The 17753-nt window shown below is 66.8% G+C and carries 15 protein-coding genes; 7 read left to right on the top strand and 8 right to left on the bottom strand.

All coding sequences use genetic code 11. From position 1 onward, the window contains the following. Positions 1-217 precede the first annotated feature (217 nt). Positions 218-1768 carry a methyl-accepting chemotaxis protein gene (locus DES44_RS25955; protein ID WP_058934694.1) on the top strand — a complete coding sequence of 517 codons (1551 nt, stop codon included), beginning with the start codon at positions 218-220 and terminating at the stop codon, positions 1766-1768. 123 nt (positions 1769-1891) lie between these two features. On the opposite strand, the gene rpiA is transcribed toward DES44_RS25955, so the two are convergent. After that, on the bottom strand, positions 1892-2551 hold the full coding sequence (rpiA, locus tag DES44_RS09270; protein WP_198164933.1) for a ribose-5-phosphate isomerase RpiA: 660 nt from the start codon (positions 2549-2551) through the stop codon (positions 1892-1894). Positions 2552-2729: 178 nt separating this feature from the next. Here rpiA and DES44_RS09265 point away from each other — a divergent pair, with 178 nt between their 5' ends. Then, positions 2730-3326 (top strand): DUF6088 family protein, encoded by a 597-nt coding sequence (locus tag DES44_RS09265; protein ID WP_058934692.1) that lies wholly within the window; start codon positions 2730-2732, stop codon positions 3324-3326. Then, the gene (locus DES44_RS09260; RefSeq protein WP_058934691.1) at positions 3319-4344 is read left to right on the top strand and encodes a nucleotidyl transferase AbiEii/AbiGii toxin family protein; all 1026 of its coding nucleotides are present in this window, start codon (positions 3319-3321) and stop codon (positions 4342-4344) included. The genes DES44_RS09265 and DES44_RS09260 overlap by 8 nt, the downstream gene beginning before the upstream one ends. Positions 4345-4418: 74 nt before the next feature. Here DES44_RS09260 and DES44_RS09255 read toward each other — a convergent pair whose 3' ends face one another. Then, positions 4419-4856, bottom strand: coding sequence for a hypothetical protein (locus tag DES44_RS09255; RefSeq protein ID WP_116001459.1), 438 nt, complete (start codon positions 4854-4856; stop codon positions 4419-4421). 179 nt (positions 4857-5035) lie between these two features. Next, positions 5036-6175 carry a 3-deoxy-7-phosphoheptulonate synthase gene (locus tag DES44_RS09250; protein ID WP_058934689.1) on the bottom strand — a complete coding sequence of 380 codons (1140 nt, stop codon included), beginning with the start codon at positions 6173-6175 and terminating at the stop codon, positions 5036-5038. 166 nt (positions 6176-6341) lie between these two features. Here DES44_RS09250 and DES44_RS09245 point away from each other — a divergent pair, with 166 nt between their 5' ends. Next, positions 6342-7382 (top strand): quinone-dependent dihydroorotate dehydrogenase, encoded by a 1041-nt coding sequence (locus tag DES44_RS09245; RefSeq protein WP_058934688.1) that lies wholly within the window; start codon positions 6342-6344, stop codon positions 7380-7382. 47 nt (positions 7383-7429) lie between these two features. On the opposite strand, the gene DES44_RS09240 is transcribed toward DES44_RS09245, so the two are convergent. Then, on the bottom strand, positions 7430-8350 hold the full coding sequence (locus DES44_RS09240) for a helix-turn-helix transcriptional regulator (protein WP_058937342.1): 921 nt from the start codon (positions 8348-8350) through the stop codon (positions 7430-7432). A gap of 167 nt (positions 8351-8517) precedes the next feature. On the opposite strand from DES44_RS09240, the gene DES44_RS09235 reads away from it, so the two are divergent. After that, positions 8518-9414 (top strand): SDR family oxidoreductase, encoded by an 897-nt coding sequence (locus DES44_RS09235; RefSeq protein ID WP_058934687.1) that lies wholly within the window; start codon positions 8518-8520, stop codon positions 9412-9414. A gap of 74 nt (positions 9415-9488) precedes the next feature. Then, a complete protein-coding gene (locus DES44_RS09230; protein WP_198164931.1) occupies positions 9489-10235 on the top strand; it encodes an ion channel in 747 nt (248 codons plus the stop codon). A gap of 62 nt (positions 10236-10297) precedes the next feature. On the opposite strand, the gene parC is transcribed toward DES44_RS09230, so the two are convergent. From parC to DES44_RS09210, 4 genes are all read right to left on the bottom strand, one after another. Then, positions 10298-12625, bottom strand: a complete 2328-nt coding sequence (gene parC, locus DES44_RS09225; RefSeq protein WP_058934686.1) for a DNA topoisomerase IV subunit A — start codon at positions 12623-12625, stop codon at positions 10298-10300. Positions 12626-12696: 71 nt separating this feature from the next. Next, positions 12697-13479 carry a lytic transglycosylase domain-containing protein gene (locus tag DES44_RS09220; protein ID WP_232309980.1) on the bottom strand — a complete coding sequence of 261 codons (783 nt, stop codon included), beginning with the start codon at positions 13477-13479 and terminating at the stop codon, positions 12697-12699. Next, entirely contained in the window at positions 13476-14018 is a 543-nt protein-coding gene (locus tag DES44_RS09215; RefSeq protein WP_058934685.1) for a GNAT family N-acetyltransferase, read from the bottom strand. Before DES44_RS09215 ends, DES44_RS09220 begins: the two co-directional genes overlap by 4 nt. A 15-nt stretch (positions 14019-14033) precedes the next feature. Then, a complete protein-coding gene (locus DES44_RS09210) occupies positions 14034-16022 on the bottom strand; it encodes a DNA topoisomerase IV subunit B (RefSeq protein WP_058934684.1) in 1989 nt (662 codons plus the stop codon). Between the two features lie 222 nt (positions 16023-16244). Here DES44_RS09210 and DES44_RS09205 point away from each other — a divergent pair, with 222 nt between their 5' ends. Then, complete coding sequence (locus DES44_RS09205; RefSeq protein ID WP_058934683.1) at positions 16245-17741, top strand: amidohydrolase family protein; 1497 nt, start codon at positions 16245-16247, stop codon at positions 17739-17741. Positions 17742-17753: the final 12 nt, after the last annotated feature.

Here is a 17753-nt window from a genome sequence, read left to right as displayed (position 1 = left end):
CGCAAGGCGCACGGATGTTTGACAAATCCGTCGCTCGTTCAGGGGGCCTTGCTTGCAGTCGGCACAAGCGTGGAATTGTTGCCTCAAGACTTTGCCCCAACGCGCCGATATGACGCGAAGATGCCCCTTCTCAGGGCGAACAGACCAGCCGGCACGTTTGCGGTGCAGCCGCCGGTCGTCGACAACAGACAGACACCTCATCAAGGGGAGCCACTTCATGATCACGACTCTTGCCGGCCGCACGATTGGCCAGCGACTGGGCCTTGTGCTGGGCCTGGTGCTACTGATTTCCTTCGTCGGCTCAGGCCTGAGCTATGTCGCGCTCAAACGCGTGGCCGAGAACACGAACACCATGTTCAACGAAGACCTGGAGGCCGAACGGGCGGCGAGCGACTGGTACCGCAACATCACCAACGGCGTGAACCGCACGACCGCCATTGCCATCAGCGCCGACACCAGCCTGACCGAATTCTTCGCCGCCAGCGTGGCCGAGTCGACCAAGCAGGCCGGCGAGCTGCAGAAGAAGCTGGACGGCTTCATGAAAACGCCGGAAGAGCGCGTGCTGTTCGACAAACTGGGGGAAGCCCGCAAGGCCTACCTCAGCACACGGGACGCCGTGATGGCGGCCAAAAAAGGCGGCGACGCCGAGAAGGCCCGCCAGATCTTCGATCAGCAGTTCCAGCCGGCAGCGGCCAAGTTCCAGGAAGCCATCCAGTCCATCGTGCAGAACCAGCGCAGTGCGCTGGACGAGGCGGCGCAGAAGGTGGACCAGTCCAACGCCAATGCTCGCACCACACTGCTGGTGTTCTCGGCCATCGCGCTGGCGCTGGGGGTCTGGTTCGCGGTGACGCTGACCCGCTCCATCACCGTGCCGCTGCGCGGTGCGGCCGGGGTGGCCGATGCGATTGCGCATTTCGACCTGAGCCGCCAGGTGCCCAAGGGCGGCGCCGACGAGACTGGACAGCTGCTGGGCTCGCTCAGCGGCATGCAGGAGCAGTTGCTCAAGCTGATCGGTGATGTGCGCAGCTCCGCCGAGAACATCGGCACGGCCAGCGCCGAGATCGCCGTCGGCAACCATGACCTGAGCGCCCGCACCGAGCAGACGGCCTCCAACCTGCAGCAGGTGGCCGCGTCCATGACGCAACTGACCGGCACCGTGCGCCAGACGGCGGACAGCGCCATGACGGCGAATCAGCTGTCCAGCTCGGCCGCGGAAACGGCCCAGCGCGGCGGTGCGGTGATGGGCGAGATGGTCGCCACCATGGGGGCCATCACGGAAAGCTCGCGCCGGATTGCCGACATCATCGGGGTCATCGACGGCATTGCCTTCCAGACCAACATCCTGGCCCTGAATGCCGCGGTGGAAGCCGCGCGGGCCGGGGAGCAAGGACGGGGCTTTGCGGTGGTGGCCAGCGAAGTGCGTTCGCTGGCGCAGCGCAGCGCCGAAGCGGCCAAGGAGATCAAGTCGCTGATCGGGGCGAGTGTGGAGCGGGTCGAGTCCGGCTCCCGGCTGGTGTCGGACGCCGGCGGCGCCATGACCGACATCGTCGCCAGCGTGCAGCGGGTGGCCGACATCATCGGCGAGATCAGCGCCGCGGCCCGCGAGCAGAGCGACGGCATCAACCAGGTGAACGCCGCCGTGGGGCATCTGGACCAGATGACGCAGCAGAACGCTGCGCTGGTGGAAGAATCGGCCGCAGCGGCTGAGAGCCTCAAGGAGCAGTCGCAGCGCCTGGCTGGCGCGATCTCGGTGTTCCGGCTGCGCTGAAGACCGAGCCCGCTCGGAGAGCACCACAAACAGCAAGGGGACCCTCGGGTCCCCTTCTGCATTCTGTCGTGTGTCTTGTGTCTTGTGTCTTGTGTCTTGTGTCTTGTCCGCGGCGCAGGGCCGTCAGAACGTCAGTGTCTTCACACCTGCCGAGGTGCCCAGCAGGCACACCGACGCCTTGTTGCGGGCAAACACCCCCACGGTGACCACACCGGGCCATTGCGTGACCTCGGCCTCAAAGGCGGCGGGGTCGGTGATGCTCAGGCCGCGCACGTCGAGGATGTGGCAGCTGTTGTCGGTCACGCAGCCCTCGCGCAGCGTGGCCTGCGCGCCCATGGCCTTGAAGCGACGCGCGATCTGGGCGGCGGCCATTGGAATCACCTCCACCGGCAGCGGAAAGCGGCCCAGGGTGTCCACCAGCTTGCTCTCGTCGGCGATGCAGATGAAGCGCTCGGCCAGATCGGCAACGATCTTTTCGCGGGTCAGCGCGGCGCCGCCGCCCTTGACCATGTGGCCCTGGTGATCGATCTCATCGGCGCCGTCGATATAGACCTGGAGCGATTCGACTTCGGACGCATCCAGCACCGGAATGCCCAGGGCCTTCATGCGCTCGGTGCTGCGCACCGAACTCGACACGGCGCCGCGCAGGCGGATCTGACTGGCGGCCAGGGCGTCGATGAACTTGTCGACCGTGGAGCCGGTGCCGACCCCCACGATGGAGTCGGGGGTCACGTACTGCACGGCGGCCTGGCCGACCAGGGCCTTCAATTCGTCTTGGGTCATGGAAGCATTCATGCGGGAGGGCGATGCCGGATTATCGCGTGACCGCAGCGTTGTCCTTGCGCACTGCGCTCTGCCAGTGAACAGCGGCCTCAGGCGACTTCGCCTCTACGCGGCCGGATCTGGCACGAACCAAATGTCAGAAACGTTGATACACTTCTGACATCGCGAGGTGATTTCCATGAGCACACTTCCCCAATCCATCCTGGCGCATGCGGATGCCCTGCCCGAGGGCGGCTTGTTGTCGCCCAAGGAGTTTCTGCACCTCGGAAGCCGGGCGGCGGTGGACCAGGCGTTTTCACGCCTGACCAAGAACGGCAAGCTGCTTCGCATCGCCCGTGGCACCTATGTAAAGCCTGTCGCCAGCCGGTTCGGTCTCCGAGCCCCAGCTTCGGACAAGGTCGTGCAGTCCCTGGCCACGCGAAGTGGTGAGGTGGTGGCACCGCACGGTGCCAGCGCAGCAAACGCCCTCGGATTGACCCAGCAGGTGCCCATACGGGAGGTGTATCTGACCTCCGGACGTAGCCGGCAATTGAAGCTGGGGCGGTATGAGGTGATGGTGCGCCACGCTCCCCCTTGGATGTTGGCCCTGGGGGCTGGACAGGCCGGCGCTGCGGTGCGGGCCCTGGCCTGGATGGGGCCCTCGCACGTGCGGAACTCGCTCGCCACCCTGCGGCGGACTCTTCCGTCCAGAGACTGGCAAGCGTTGACGGCAGGCCGTGCTCGGCTGCCCGCTTGGATGGCCCAGGCGATCGGTGAAGAAGCGACTCGTGGCTGATGTCTATTTCTCCCTCAGCCCGTCCGATCAAGGTGATGTGCTTGAACTCGGGCGAGAGCGGACCGGTCGCCCGGCCCATCTCCTGGAAAAAGACATCTGGGTCGTATGGACGCTCAATGCGCTCTTCGCATCCCGCGCTGGCTGCGATTTGACATTCAAGGGCGGAACCTCCCTCTCCAAGGCATACCGCCTGATCGACCGTTTTTCTGAAGACCTCGATCTGACCTATGACATTCGCAAACTCATCGGTGACCTCACCGGGGCCGATGCGTTTGTGCCCGCCAACCGCAGTCAGGCTGGCAAGTGGACACGAGCCGTGCGCGCCCGCCTTCCAGAGTGGATTCGTGAAGAGGTGCAGCCAGCGATTCAGGAGGCGCTCGACCGAGAGGGTTTGGCAGCAAGACTCGAACTGTCAGGCATTGAGCGGGACAAACTGCTGCTGCACTATCCCGCGGTGAGGCGAGGCACCGGTTACGTCGCTCCGGTCATCACGCTGGAGTTTGGTGCGCGTGCCACTGGCGAGCCGCACGCTGCCATGTCGGTCACATGCGATGTGGCCCCGTACGTCGACAGCGTCGTCTTCCCAACGGCGACGCCGATAGTGATGAGCATCGCGCGCACGTTCTGGGAAAAAGCCACAGCGGCGCACGTGTACTGCGCACAAGGCCGAATCCGAAGCGAACGCTATGCGCGGCATTGGCACGATCTGGCGGCCATCATGAAAAGCGAGTACTTTGACTCGATCATCAAAGACCGCACAGTCGCAAACGCCGTGGCCCAGCACAAATCTCACTTTTTCATTGAGAAGGATGCGGCCGGACAAACGGTGGACTATGCCGCCGCGGTGACCGGCTCTTTGCAGTTGGTGCCAGAGGATGCCGCCCGTGAAGCCCTGGCGGAAGACTACCGCCGCATGCTGGAAGACCAACTGATGGTGGGGGATGCGCTTCCATTCGACAGACTGATGCAGACCTGCTCTGAACTGACCGCCCTGGCGAATGCAGCGGCAGGTCGCTGACCTGCTCCCGCACTCCATCAGGTCCTCACAAAGTCACGGCTGACGGGAAGTGCCCTGCGACCGATCGATTCGGCTCACACCACCGCAATCCACCGCCCGCACACAATGACCGCGAGCCACAGCATCAGCGAAGCCAGCGCCTGAGCGCGGCCCCGGCGCCCCGATCCGCCCCGTCGGCCCAACCCGCCCAATCGCCCGAATCGGCCCCGGGCCTCCCCGGTCCCACCCAGCAGGTGGAAGCTCGCCGCATTCACCCCGGCCAGCACGATCAGCAGCAGCTTCAGCCGGAAGGCGTTGTTGACCCACAGCTCTTCCGGCTGACTGGCAAACATGGCCAGGCCACTGACCAGGCACAGCGCAAAACCACCCAGCGCCACCGGCACGACCAGCCGCGTCAACGGCTCCACGTCCAGCGCACGCTGCCAGCCCAGCAGCCTCAATTCAAGCAGCAGCAACCCGCCAAACAGCGATGCCAGGCCGACCAGATGGACCACCTCCAACCCACGGTACACGCGAGGATCCGCAGCGAGAGTGGCCCAGTCGTTGAGAGTCACGGGGTAGTGGCGTTGGCGCTGGCGAGGCGGTGGGTGGATGGGTAGCACGATGGGACGTGCCGTGGTCAGGTCGCTGAGGTCGCTGAGGTCGCTAAAGCCGCTTGGGCCACTTGTGCCGCTCGAGCCGCTTGGGCCAGTTAGGCCGGCTGAGCCGGCTGCTCGCGCCGTTGCCGCACAGCCGCTGCCAGCTCGCGCAGCAGCGGCTCGGTTTGACTCCAGCCCAGGCACGCGTCGGTGATCGACACGCCCGGCAGCAGGTCCGCCTTGGTCTGGCCGGCCAGCAGGTCCTGGCGCCCCGGCTGCAGGTGCGACTCGATCATCACGCCCGCCACGCGGCGGTCGCCACCGGCGATTTGCGCGGCCACGTCATGACCCACATCGATCTGCCGCTCGAATTTCTTCGAGGAATTGGCATGGGAGAAATCAATCATCAGCTGCTGGCGCAAGCCTGCGGACTTCAGGACTTCCGCAGCCGCCTGCACCGATGCTGCGTCGTAGTTCGGGGCCTTGCCGCCGCGCAGGATCAGGTGGCAGTCGTCATTGCCGCGGGTCTCGAAGATCGCCGCCAGACCCATCTTGGTCATGCCCATGAACGCGTGGCTGGCACGCGCGGCCAGCACGGCATCCGCCGCGATCTTGACCGAGCCGTCCGTGCCGTTCTTGAAGCCCACCGGGCAGGACAGGCCGGACGCCAGTTGGCGATGGCTCTGGCTTTCGGTGGTGCGCGCCCCGATGGCCCCCCAGGCGATCAAGTCGGAGATGTATTGCGGCGACAGCAGGTCCAGGAACTCGGTGCCGGCGGGCAGGCCCAGCGCCGTCACGTCCAGCAGCAGCTGGCGCGCCAGGCGCAGGCCTTCGTTCATGTGGAAGCTGCCGTCCAAATGCGGGTCGTTGATGTAGCCCTTCCATCCAACCGTGGTGCGCGGCTTCTCGAAATAGACGCGCATGACGATCAGCAGGTCCTTGTCCAGCTCTGAACGCAGGTCCTTGAGCAGGCGGGCATAGTCCATCGCCTGGCCGTGATCATGGATGGAGCACGGGCCCACCACGCACAGCAGACGGTCGTCGCGACCGTGCAGCACGTCGCTGATCTCCTGACGGGCCGATTCGACGATGCGCAGCGACGCCTCGGGCAGCGGCAGCTCGTCCAGCAGCAGGGCCGGCGAGATCAGGGGGCGGACGGCGTCGATACGGGTGTCGTCGGTGCGGGTGGCATCGCGGGTGGCGTCGGCGGAGCCGACTTCCCGGTCGTGCTGGGGATGGTCAAGAGTGTTCATGGCAATGGGCTGTCTGAAGCCGGTAACTGCGCCGATTATCCGCGCCTGCGGCGGACGAGGGGTCAACCTCCCCCTCCCAGGGGACTTCTTCCCCCGAGGATCACGCCTGCGGGGGCTGGCGCGCCCGTGCAACGGTCCGTCACAGGCGACCCCCTAAAATGCGGGCATGTCCCTGATTCCCTATTCTTTTGCGCGCCCTTTCCTGTTCGGCCTGGATGCTGAACATGCTCATGAAGTGACGCTGGGGGCGATTGCCCGTCTCCAGAACACGCCGGCCCAATGCGCCTGGGCGCAGACCCGTATCCAGGACCCGGTCACCGTGGCCGGCCTGCGCTTTCCCAACCGCATCGGCCTGGCCGCCGGCCTGGACAAGAACGGCCGCTGCATCGACGGCCTGGGCGCCATGGGGTTCGGCTTCGTGGAAGTTGGCACGGTCACGCCCAAGGCGCAGCCGGGCAACGACAAGCCCCGCATGTTCCGCCTGCCGCAGAAACAGGCCCTGATCAACCGCCTGGGCTTCAACAACGAAGGGCTGGACAGCTTCGTGCGCAATGTCCATCGGTCCTACAGCTTCCGCGCCGCTGGCGGCCTGCTGGGACTGAACATCGGCAAGAACGCCGCCACGCCGATTGAACGCGCGGTGGACGACTACCTCATCGGCCTGGAAGGCGTGTATCCGCATGCGGACTACATCACCGTCAACATCTCCAGCCCCAACACCAAGAACCTGCGTCAGTTGCAGAGCGACGAAGCGCTGGACGCTCTGCTGGGCCCGCTGCAGACGCGTCGGCTGCAGCTGCAGGACAGTACCGGCCGCCGGGTGCCGCTGTTTGTCAAGATCGCCCCCGACCTGGATGAAGACCAGGTGTCGGTGATCGCCGCCAGCCTGCGCCGCCACGGCATCGATGGCGTGATCGCCACCAACACCACCATTGCCCGCGACGCGGTGCAAGGCCTGCCGCATGCGCAGGAGACCGGCGGCCTGTCCGGTGCGCCGGTGTTCGAGGCCAGCAACCGCATCATCCGCCTGCTGCGTGCAGCACTGGGCCGGGACTTCCCCATCATCGGGGTGGGCGGCGTGCTCAGCGGGGAAGACGCCCGCGCCAAGCTGCAGGCGGGTGCAGACCTGGTGCAGCTCTATACCGGCCTGATCTATCGCGGTCCGGCGCTGGTGCCGGAGTGCGCCAAGGCCATGGCAAGGCTCTAAGCCGAGACACTGGCCAGCGTCTTGACGCGCAACCGCGCTGCTGCGGCTTATGTGGCCGCGGCGGCCGCTGCGGCTGCTTCTGCAACTGCTGCTTCTGATGACCCGGGCGCGGATGCCATCAACTGATGGATCTTGTCCCGGTCTTGCGCCGTCAGCGGATGAAACACCACCATCGCCAGGTCTGGCCGCCCATCGATCGTCAGCGACGAATACTCGAACTGCAGCGGCCCGACCACTGCGTGGCGCAACTGCTTGGTGCCCTCCCCATAGGAGCGCACTGAGTTGTCCCGCCACATGGCGGCGAATTCCGGGCTGCGCTGCGTCAACTCGGTGATGAGCGGCTTGGCCTCTTCCATGGCACCCGCGCGGGCCAGGTCCGCGCGGAACGCCGCCACCACGAAGCGGGCCGCTGCCGCCCAGTCCGCCTGCGCTTCACGCACCGCCGGTTCCAGGAACATCAGTCGCAGGATGTTGCGGTCGCGGGGAGCCAGGCTGCCATAGTCCCGCAGCACCAGCGACGCCGCGCGATTCCACGCCACCACCTGCCACGTGGGCGTCTTCACCAGCGCGGGACAGAACCCCAACGCGTCCAATATCCGCTGCAGGCGCGGCGTGGCGTCCGCTGCACCTCGGTACGTGACTTCGGGCGCGCGTCCCAGGCCCAGCAGGAAAAGATGCTCCCGCTCCACCTCGGTGAGCATCAGCGCCGTGGCGATGCGGTGCAGCACCTCGGCAGACGGCGCCCCGCCGCGCCCCTGCTCCAGCCAGGTGTACCAAGTCGGGCTGATGTGGGCGCGCAGCGCCACCTCTTCCCGCCGCAGCCCGGCCGTGCGGCGGCGCTGCGTGGAGTAGCCCAGCGCCTGGGCGTCCAGCCGGGTGCGGCAATCCTTCAGGTACTGGCCCAGCGGGTTGATGGCACGGGCCGTCCCCTCTTGTGCCTGCGCGGGCACGTCGGATGACGCCGCCATGGCCTTGCGCGATGCAGAAGCAGCCGGCGCAGCAGGGGACAGGGGAAGGATTGGAAAGTCGTCGGCCATCAACACATCCTGGTGGGAGCCATACCTGGATAACGTCACTACTTTAACTGGATAAGCCGGATCGACAGACTGGCGACTTCTTTGAACGGAGTGTTGCCATGAGAGTGTTTGTGACGGGCGCCAGCGGTTTTGTCGGGTCTGCGGTGGTGGCGGAACTTTTGTCCTTCGGGCATGAAGTCCGTGGACTGGTGCGAAGCGCCGATGCGGCGGCGCGGCTGACCCAGGCCGGAGCACACCCCCTGCTGGGCACGCTGGACGACGCCCGGGTGCTTCGGGCCGGCGCCGACTGGGCCGAGGGCGTGATCCACACCGCGTTCCACCACGACTTCAGCCAGTTTGCGCAGGCCTGTACGCTGGACCAGCGAGCGATCGAGACCCTGGGCGAGACGCTGCTGGGCAGCGAGCGCCCTTTGCTGGTGACCAGCGGTCTGGCCCGATTGGCGCAGGGACGGCCAGCGACCGAGGACGATCTGCCCCCGCCGCGCAGCGACGCCTATCCCCGCGTGTCCGAAGCCGCTGCGCAGGCGCTGCAGGCTCGCGGCGTGCGTGCAGCGACGGTCCGTCTGGCACCGTCCGTCCACGGCGCGGGCGATCACGGCTTTGTGCCGATGCTCATCCAGATTGCGCGGCAGCGCGGCGTGTCCGCCTATGTCGGAGACGGACTGAACCAATGGTCTGCAGTGCACCGCCTGGATGCGGCGCGGCTCTACCGGCTCGCCCTGGCGTCAACGAGTCCCGCCCCCCGGCTGCATGCGGTCGGCGAAGAAGGCATTCCATTCCGGGAGATTGCGGAGGCCATCGGGCGGGGCCTGGGTCTGCCCACCGTGTCCCTGTCGCCCCAGGAAGCGAGCGGGCATTTCGGTGCCTGGTTCAGCCACTTCCCTGCTGCCGAGCTGAGTGGGGCTTCGCAGGCGACGCGGGAGCGGCTCGGCTGGAGCCCCTCCCATCCCGGCCTGCTGGAGGACCTCAGCGAAGGCTTTTACTTCCAGGCCTGAGCACCGGTGCCGTCACCCCAACCTGCGGCATTCCACCGTCTTGCCGATGCGCCCGTGCAGCCAGAATCGGGCCTATGCGCCTGATCCGTTACCTCGCCATCACCCGCCGCCACCCTTCCGCCATCCTGCTGCTGGTCCAGTTGCTGGGGCTGGTGCTGTATCCGCTGGTGGAAGACACCCGGGCCGGGCCGCTGGCCCTGAGTGCCATGGGCATCGTCGTGCTCATCTTCACTACCCGCATGGTGCGCAGCACACCAGGCTTGCTGTGGCTGAGCGTGGGCATTGCCCTGCCCGCCATCGTGCTGCTGCTGATGCAGGGGCTGATGGACCGGCCGGACCTGTTGCCATGGTCCTCCGGCCTGGAAGCCCTGTTCTACTTCTACGCGGCCGGCAGCCTGATCGCCTACATGATGAGCGACCAGCATGCCACCACCGACGAGCTCTTCGCCGCCGGCGCCACCTTCACCCTGCTGGCCTGGGCCTTTGCCTATGTGTTCGTGGTGGTGCAGGCGGTCCAGCCGGGCAGCTTCTCTGCGGCGGTGCGGCCGGGTGATCCCCGCACCTGGACCGAGCTGATCTTCCTGAGTTTTGCGCTGCTCTCCAGCACCGGCATCGGCGATGTCATCCCGGTGCGGCCGCTGGCGCGTGCCATCACGACCATCGAGATGTTTGCCGGCGTGATGTACCTGGCCGCGGTCGTGTCCCGGCTGATCGGGCTGACGCTGGTGGATCACTCGGGAGAGGGACGCATCGGCGTGCGGCGATCGCGGGTGCTGCGTGCGCCACGCAGCAGCCGGTCGCAGGAGCCGGATGAAGGATGAGGGATGAGGCGTGAACGCTGAGGGCTGAAGGGGGCCGACCGTGAGTCGTCCCCCTCCTAGCCTCAGGCGGGCAGCACCCGCATCACCTTCTGCAGGCCATCCACGGCCTTGCCCTTGCGGGCGCGCTTGCCGGCATGCGCCGACAGGGCCGCGCCCTTGAGCACCTCTTCCTTGGCCTTGCCGCCGCGACCACTGCCCTGCACCAGCAGCGACTGCGAGAACGCCGCCACGCTGATCAGCGCATCCTTGGGCTCCAGGTCGATCAGGGTCAGGCCACGACCGCCCTTGGGCTGGTGCTTCAGCTCGTCCAGGGTGAAGGTCAGCAGACGGCCACTGAGCGTCAGGCAGGCCAGTTGCGTGGCGCCGGCCGGCACCACCGCCGGCGGCAGTGGCAGTTCCTGGCCTTCCAGGCTCAGGAAGCTCTTGCCGGCCTTCTGACGGCCGACCAGGTCGCCCACCTCCGCCACCAGACCGAAGCCGCCCGTGCCCGACAGCACCAGGCGCTGCGACGAAGCGCCCGCAAAGTAGTGGGCGATCTGGCTGCCGGACTCCAGCTCGATCAGTGTCGTGATCGGTTGTCCGTCCCCGCGTCCGCCCGGCAGGGCCGACACCGGCACCGAATACGCCCGGCCATTGGTGCCCAGCACCACCAGCGGATCCACCGTGCGGCAGGGGAAGACGCCATACAGCGAGTCGCCCGACTTGAAGGCCAGCGCCGCGGGGTCCACCTCATGGCCCTTGAGCGCACGCACCCAGCCCTTGAGGCTCACCACCACCGTCACCGGCTCGTCCACGATGCGGACTTCGGCCACGGCGCGCTTGTCTTCCTGGATCAGCGTGCGGCGCTCATCGCCGTACTGCTTGGCATCGGCTTCGATTTCCTTGACCACCGTGCGACGCAGCGACGACGGGTTGGACAGGATTTCTTCCAGCTTGGCCGCCTCTTCGCGCAGTTGCTTGAGCTCCTGCTCGATCTTGAGGAACTCCAGGCGCGCGAGTTGGCGCAGCCGGATTTCCAGGATGTCCTCGGCCTGGCGGTCGCTGAGCTTGAAGCGCTCGATCAGGGCCGGCTTGGGCTCATCCGAGTTGCGGATGATCTTGATGACCTCGTCGATGTGCAGCAGGATCTGATGACGACCTTCCAGCACGTGGATGCGGTCCCGCACCTTGTCCAGGCGATGCTGGGTGCGGCGCGTGACGGTGCCCAGGCGGAACTGCAGCCATTCCGTCAGGATGGTGCGCAGGTTCTTCTGCATCGGCCGGCCGTCGCCGCCCACCATGGTCAGGTTGACCGAGGCGGAGGTCTCCAGGCTGGTGTGGGCCAGCAGCGTGTTGATCAGGTCCTGCTGGTCGATGGTGCGGCTCTTGGGCTCGACCACCAGACGCACCGGCGCGTCCTTGCTGGATTCGTCGCGCACCTTGTCCAGCACCGCCAGCATCGTGCCCTTGAGCTGGAGCTGCTCCGGCGAGACCGTCTTCTTGCCGGCCTTGACCTTGGGGTTGGTCAGCTCCTCGATCTCTTCCAGCACCTTCTGCGCGCTGACGCCATGCGGCAGTTCATGCACCACCAGTTGCCACTGCCCGCGCGCCAGGTCTTCGATCTTCCAGCGCGCCCGCAGCTTCAGGCTGCCGCGACCGCTGCCGTAGGCTGAGCGGATGTCGTCGGCGGAGCTGATCAGCTGGCCGCCGCCCGGATAGTCCGGGCCCGGCAGCAGGCTGAAAAGCTCGTCGTCGCTGAGCTTGTCGTTCTTCAGCAGCGCCACCGCAGCCGCCGCCACTTCCCGCAGGTTGTGGCTGGGCACCTCGGTGGCCATGCCCACGGCAATGCCGGAGGCGCCATTAAGCAGCACAAACGGCAGGCGGGCCGGCAGGTCCTTGGGTTCCTGGAACTCGCCGTCGTAGTTGGGCTGGAAGTCCACCGTGCCCATGTCCAGCTCGTCCAGCAGCAGGCGGGCGTAGGGAGACAGACGGGCTTCCGTGTAGCGCATGGCGGCGGCGCCGTCACCGTCGCGGCTGCCGAAGTTGCCCTGGCCATCGATCAGCGGATAGCGCTGGCTGAAGTCCTGGGCCATGCGCACCAGGGCGTCATAGGCGGCCTGGTCCCCGTGCGGGTGATATTTACCCAGCACCTCACCGACCACACGGGCGCTCTTGACCGCCTTGGCGCCGGCGTTGCCGGTGAAGGACAGGCCCAGCCGCTCCATGGTGAACAGCAAACGCCGCTGCACCGGCTTCTGGCCGTCGCTGCAGGCCGGCAGGGCCCGGCCCTTCACCACCGACAGCGCATATTCGAGATAAGCCTGCTGGGCATATTGCGCCAGCGTCAGCGAATCGCCCGACGGCGGCGTGCCGGGGGGCTGGGTATCGAAATCAAAGGTCTCTTGGGTCATTGAATTCACCGGCTGTGCCGGTCATTGGATCGGGTCAGGCCGCCGCCCTTGGGGCAACGGGCCAGGGTTTTTTATGGCGCATCCAGCGGCTGCAGCGTCATCTGCTGGGCCTGCGCGCCCATGCGCCGCTGCAGCAGCGCCCAGTACAGCTCCAGCACCAGGTGCACATGGGCCTGGGTTTCGTCGATGTCCGGCACGCCGCCACCGGCGCGTCGCACAGTCCCCTCGCCGGCATTCCAGGCCGCCAGGGCGCCGTCGATGCGGCCAAAGCGCCGGATGAGATCGGCCAGCATGCGCGCGCCGATCAGGATGTTGGTGCGGGCCTCCAACAACGCGGTCGGCCGGCGCAGTTCGTCTGCGGTGCCGTAGCGCTGCGCGCTGACGGCGGTGATCTGCATCAGGCCGATAGCGCCGCGCGGCGACACCGCGTCATGGCGAAAGCCCGATTCCACCGCGATGATGGCCTTGAGCAGTTCCATATGCACGCCGGTCTGGGCTTCCGCCTCGCGAAGATAGGGCGTCACCGCCTTCACCTCCGGCGAGATGTCCAGCCAGGTCAGCAGCCGCGAGCCGTTGTCCAGCTTGCCGGGCACCCGCTGGGTGGGGCTGGCCGGGGACAGCACCGGCTGATAGCGGGCGTCCACGCGGTGCGAGGCGAAGTGCGCCATGCCGGCGCCGTCCACATAGCCCCACAGCTCGGTTCTCTCGGCTCTCTCGGCTCTCTCGGCCCGCGCGGAGGTCGCCACACCGGCCATCAGGACCAGTCCCACGACAAGGCTCGTCGCCAGACCAGCGCCCAGGTTGATGCCCAGCCTTGAGACCCCTCGCAGCAGTGAACTCCGCATCCAGCTCATGACGGCTCCCTTCCCTGCGTCTGGCGCGCCTCGAATTCGCGCCGCAGCAGTGACATCACGATGAGATCGTCGAAGACATCGGCCCCGTCCGCGCCCACCTCGCCTTCGATGCGCACGGATTCCCTCAGCCGGCCCTCTTCGACAAAGCCCTCGCTGAGATAAAGCTGCAAGGCCCGCAGGTTGCGGCCCTTCACATCCAGCCAGAAGCGGTGCGCGCCCAACTGGCGAAACGCCAGCGCCTTGAGCTTGCGCACGCATTCGCGCCCGACGCCCTGCCCCTTGGACAGCAGCACGATGCGCTTGAGTTCTACCGACCGGTTGGGATTGCGGCAGCCCTGCAGGATGACAAACCCCACGCTGGCCGCGTCCAGCTCCACGACGAAGTGTCTCGCATCCGGAAACCGGATGGCCCCTTCATGCTGCGGACGCTCCCACGGCGTGATGAAGGGCCGGTTGGCGGCGTCCTGCTCCACGCCCACGACGAAGTCCAGATCGGACAGCATCGTCGGGCGCAAGGTGACCCGGGTGTGGAGCGTCATGGCCACGCCGTGTGCTTACACGTCCACTTCGATGGAATCGCCGTGCAGCTCCATGAGCTCGCGGCGGGCGGCGGCTTCCCCCTTGCCCATCAGCTTGTTCATGGCGCCTTCGGTGTCTCCGACATCAAAGTCTCCGTAGGCCACGCGCAGCAGGCGGCGGGTTTCCGGATTGAGCGTGGTGTCCCACAGCTGCTCGGCATTCATCTCGCCCAGGCCCTTGAAGCGGCCAATGCTCCAGCTGCCGTCGCGGGCGCCTTCCTTGCGCAGCTTGTCCAGGATGGCGTGCAGTTCGGCCTCGTCCAGCGCATAGAGCTTGGCGGCGGGCTTCTTGCCGCGGGCCGGGGCGTCCACGCGGAACAGCGGTGGACGCGCCACGTAGACATGGCCGGTGGCGATCAGCTTGGGGAAATGGCGGAAGAACAGCGTCAGCAGCAGCACCTGGATGTGGGCGCCGTCCACGTCCGCGTCGGACAGGATGCAGATCTTGCCGTAGCGCAGCCCGGAGAGGTCGGGCTCGTCATTCTTGCCGTGCGGGTCCACGCCGATGGCCACCGAGATGTCGTGGATCTCGTTGTTGGCGAACAGCCGGTCCTTTTCCACTTCCCAGGCATTGAGCACCTTGCCGCGCAGCGGCAGGATGGCCTGCGTTTCCTTGTCGCGGCCCATCTTGGCCGAGCCGCCGGCGGAGTCGCCCTCCACCAGGAACAGTTCGTTGTGCAGCAGGTCGGTGCTTTCGCAGTCGGTCAGCTTGCCGGGCAGCACGGCCACGCCGCTGCTCTTGCGCTTTTCCACCTTCTGCGCCGCGCGCTGGCGGGTCTGCGCCTGCTTGATGACCAGCTCGGCCAGCTTCTTGCCGTGCTCCACATGCTGGTTGAGCCACAGCTCCAGCGCCGGCTTGACGAAGGCGGACACCAGCCGCAGCGCGTCCCGGGAGTTCAGCCGTTCCTTGGTCTGGCCCTGGAATTGCGGGTCCAGCACCTTGGCGGACAGGACGAAACTGGCGCGGGAGAACACGTCTTCGGCCATCAGCTTCACGCCCTTGGGCGCAAGGGCATGCATCTCGATGAAGCCCTTGACGGCGGCAAAGAGACCGTCCTTCAGGCCCGATTCATGCGTGCCGCCGGCCACCGTCGGAATCAGGTTCACATAGCTTTCACGCATGACCTGTCCTTCTTCGGTGAAGGCCACGCACCACGCGGCGCCCTCGCCTTCGGCGAAGTTCTCGCTTTCGTTGGCGGATGCGTAATGCTCCCCTTCGAACAGCGGGATCATCGGGTCGGCTGGCAGCGACTGCATCAGGTAGTCGCGCAGGCCGCCCTTGTAGGTCCAGGTCTGGACGTCGCCGGTCTTTTCCTGGGTCAGGGTCACGATGACCCCGGGCATCAGCACCGCCTTGGAACGCAGCAGATGCACCAGCTCGCCCTTGGGCAGCTCGGCGCTTTCAAAATAGGAGGCATCCGGCCACACCCGCACGGTGGTGCCCTGCTTGCGGTCACCGGCCTTGAGGTCGGCCCGGCGCACCTGCACCGGCTCGATGACGTCCCCGCCGGAGAAAGCCAGCGTCGCCACCTGCCCTTCGCGGTAGACGGTCACCTCCAGCCGCTTGGCCAGCGCATTGGTCACCGACACGCCCACGCCGTGCAGGCCGCCGGAGAAGCTGTAGGCGCCGCCGGCGCCCTTGTCGAACTTGCCGCCCGCATGCAGCCGGGTGTAGACGATCTCCACCACCGGCACGCCCTCTTCCGGGTGCAGGCCAAAGGGAATGCCCCGGCCGTCGTCCTCGATGGTCACCGAACCGTCCGTGTGCTGGATGACCGTGATGCGCTTGCCGTGCCCAGCCAGGGCCTCGTCGGCGGCGTTGTCGATCACCTCCTGAATGATGTGCAGGGGGTTGTCGGTGCGGGTGTACATGCCCGGGCGCTGCTTGACGGGCTCCAGGCCCTTGAGGACGCGGATCGAGCCCTCGCTGTAGCTGCCGGGGGAAGTGACTGCTTTGGTTGCCATGGGGCGGGATTCTAGGGGAGCCCGGCGGGCGGCCGGCCACGTCGCCCGGTGGAGGGGACGCCTCCCCGACAGGGAGGAAGTCACACCCGGACCGCGGACGCGGGCCATTTTTCACACCAATCGTTCACAGGGCGCATCGCAGAACATGCGGTTACTTCGTTGGGCGGAGCGCGGTTACATGCTGACGTAGCATCGGCGGCTGATTTCTAGGTCCTTTGCCTGATGTTCAAGTCTTCTCGTCTTGCGGCCGGTCTGCTGGCCCCCTTGGCCAAGGTCCAGGCCCGGCTTCTGGCCGAGGTTCAAGCCCTTCGCCTGACCCGGACCGCCCTGGCCGCAGCCCTGCTCGGGCCGCTGCTGGCCCTTCCGGCGAGCGCTGCCGATTTCAAGGCCAGTCCGGAAATGGCCATCGAGCTGCGCCATGCGCAATGGTTCGACGGCGAAAAGCTCCAGCGGGGGTCGCTCTACATCGACGACGGCGTCTTCACCGACAAGCGCCCCAAGAAGGTCAACCGGCTGATGGAACTCAAGGGCCAGACCCTGGTGCCGCCGCTGGCCGAGGGCCACAACCACAATCTGCAGGGGGAATGGGGGCTGGAGCGCTTCGGCCAGGACTACCTGCGCGACGGCGTCTTCTACGCCGCCATGCTCTGCGCCGACCCGGCAACCATCGACCCGATCCGCTCCCGCATTGACCTGGCCGACACGCCGGACGTGCTGTTCGCCACCGCCTGCATCACCTCCTCCGACGGCCAGCCGCTGGCCATGCTGCAGTCGGCCCAGCCGCCGATGACGCTGGACCAGATCGTGGACCGGGCGGTGCTGATCATGGACACCCCGTCGGATGTTTCCCGCAAATGGCCGCTGGTCAAGGAGCGCCGCACCGATCTGGTCAAGGTCATCATGAGTTACCACGACCGGCCGGAGCTGCGTCAGCAGGCCGACCAGCGCGGCAAGCTGGGCGTGACGCCGGAGGTGGTGGCGGAGGTGGTGCGCCTGGCCCATCAGGATGGGCTGCGGGTGGTGGCCCATGTGGAAAGTGCCAAGGATTTCGAGGCCGCCGTGCGGGCAGGCGTGGACTTCATCGCCGAGCTGCCGGGCTACTTCCCGCAGCATGGCGAAGCGCCGGAAACCCATGAGATTCCTGCCGAGGTGGCGGTGATGGCGGCCGAGCGCAAGATCGGCGTGATCACGGCGACGGTGGCGACGCAACTGTTCCAGCCGCCGCCGGAGCTGCTGGCGCGGATCGAGGACGTCCAGAAGCGCAACCTCGCCCGGCTCAAGGAAGCGGGCGTGCGGCTGCTGGTGGGCTCCGACCTGTTCACCGGCAATGCGCTCAGCGAAGTCCATCACCTGGACAGCCTGGGCGTGCTGGACAAGCCCACCCTGCTGCGCATGGCCACCCAGGACACGCCGCGGGCCCTGTTCCCCAAGCGCAAGCTGGGCTGCTTCCAGCCGGGCTGCGAGGCCAGTTTCCTGGTGCTGGGCGGCAATCCGCTGGACGACCTGGCGGCGCTGGACAAGCCGCTGCTGCGCATCAAGCAGGGCCGGGTGCTGACCCAGCTGGACGATGTGGCCGCCACCGCCGGCAATGACAACACGCTGGCGGAAGGCGAAGCGGCGCATCGGGCGTCGGCGAAGTCGTCCAAGTCCAGCAAGGGCAAGGGCAAGTCGTCGAAGTCGAGTGCCAGCAAGAGCAAGGGCACGGCGACCAAGAAGTGACACCCAGGACCC

It is taken from the genome of Roseateles depolymerans (assembly GCF_003387155.1).
Lineage (GTDB): Bacteria > Pseudomonadota > Gammaproteobacteria > Burkholderiales > Burkholderiaceae_C > Roseateles > Roseateles depolymerans.
The sequence above is the reverse complement of the archived record's forward strand: the minus strand, read 5'-3'. Positions and strand labels throughout refer to the sequence as shown.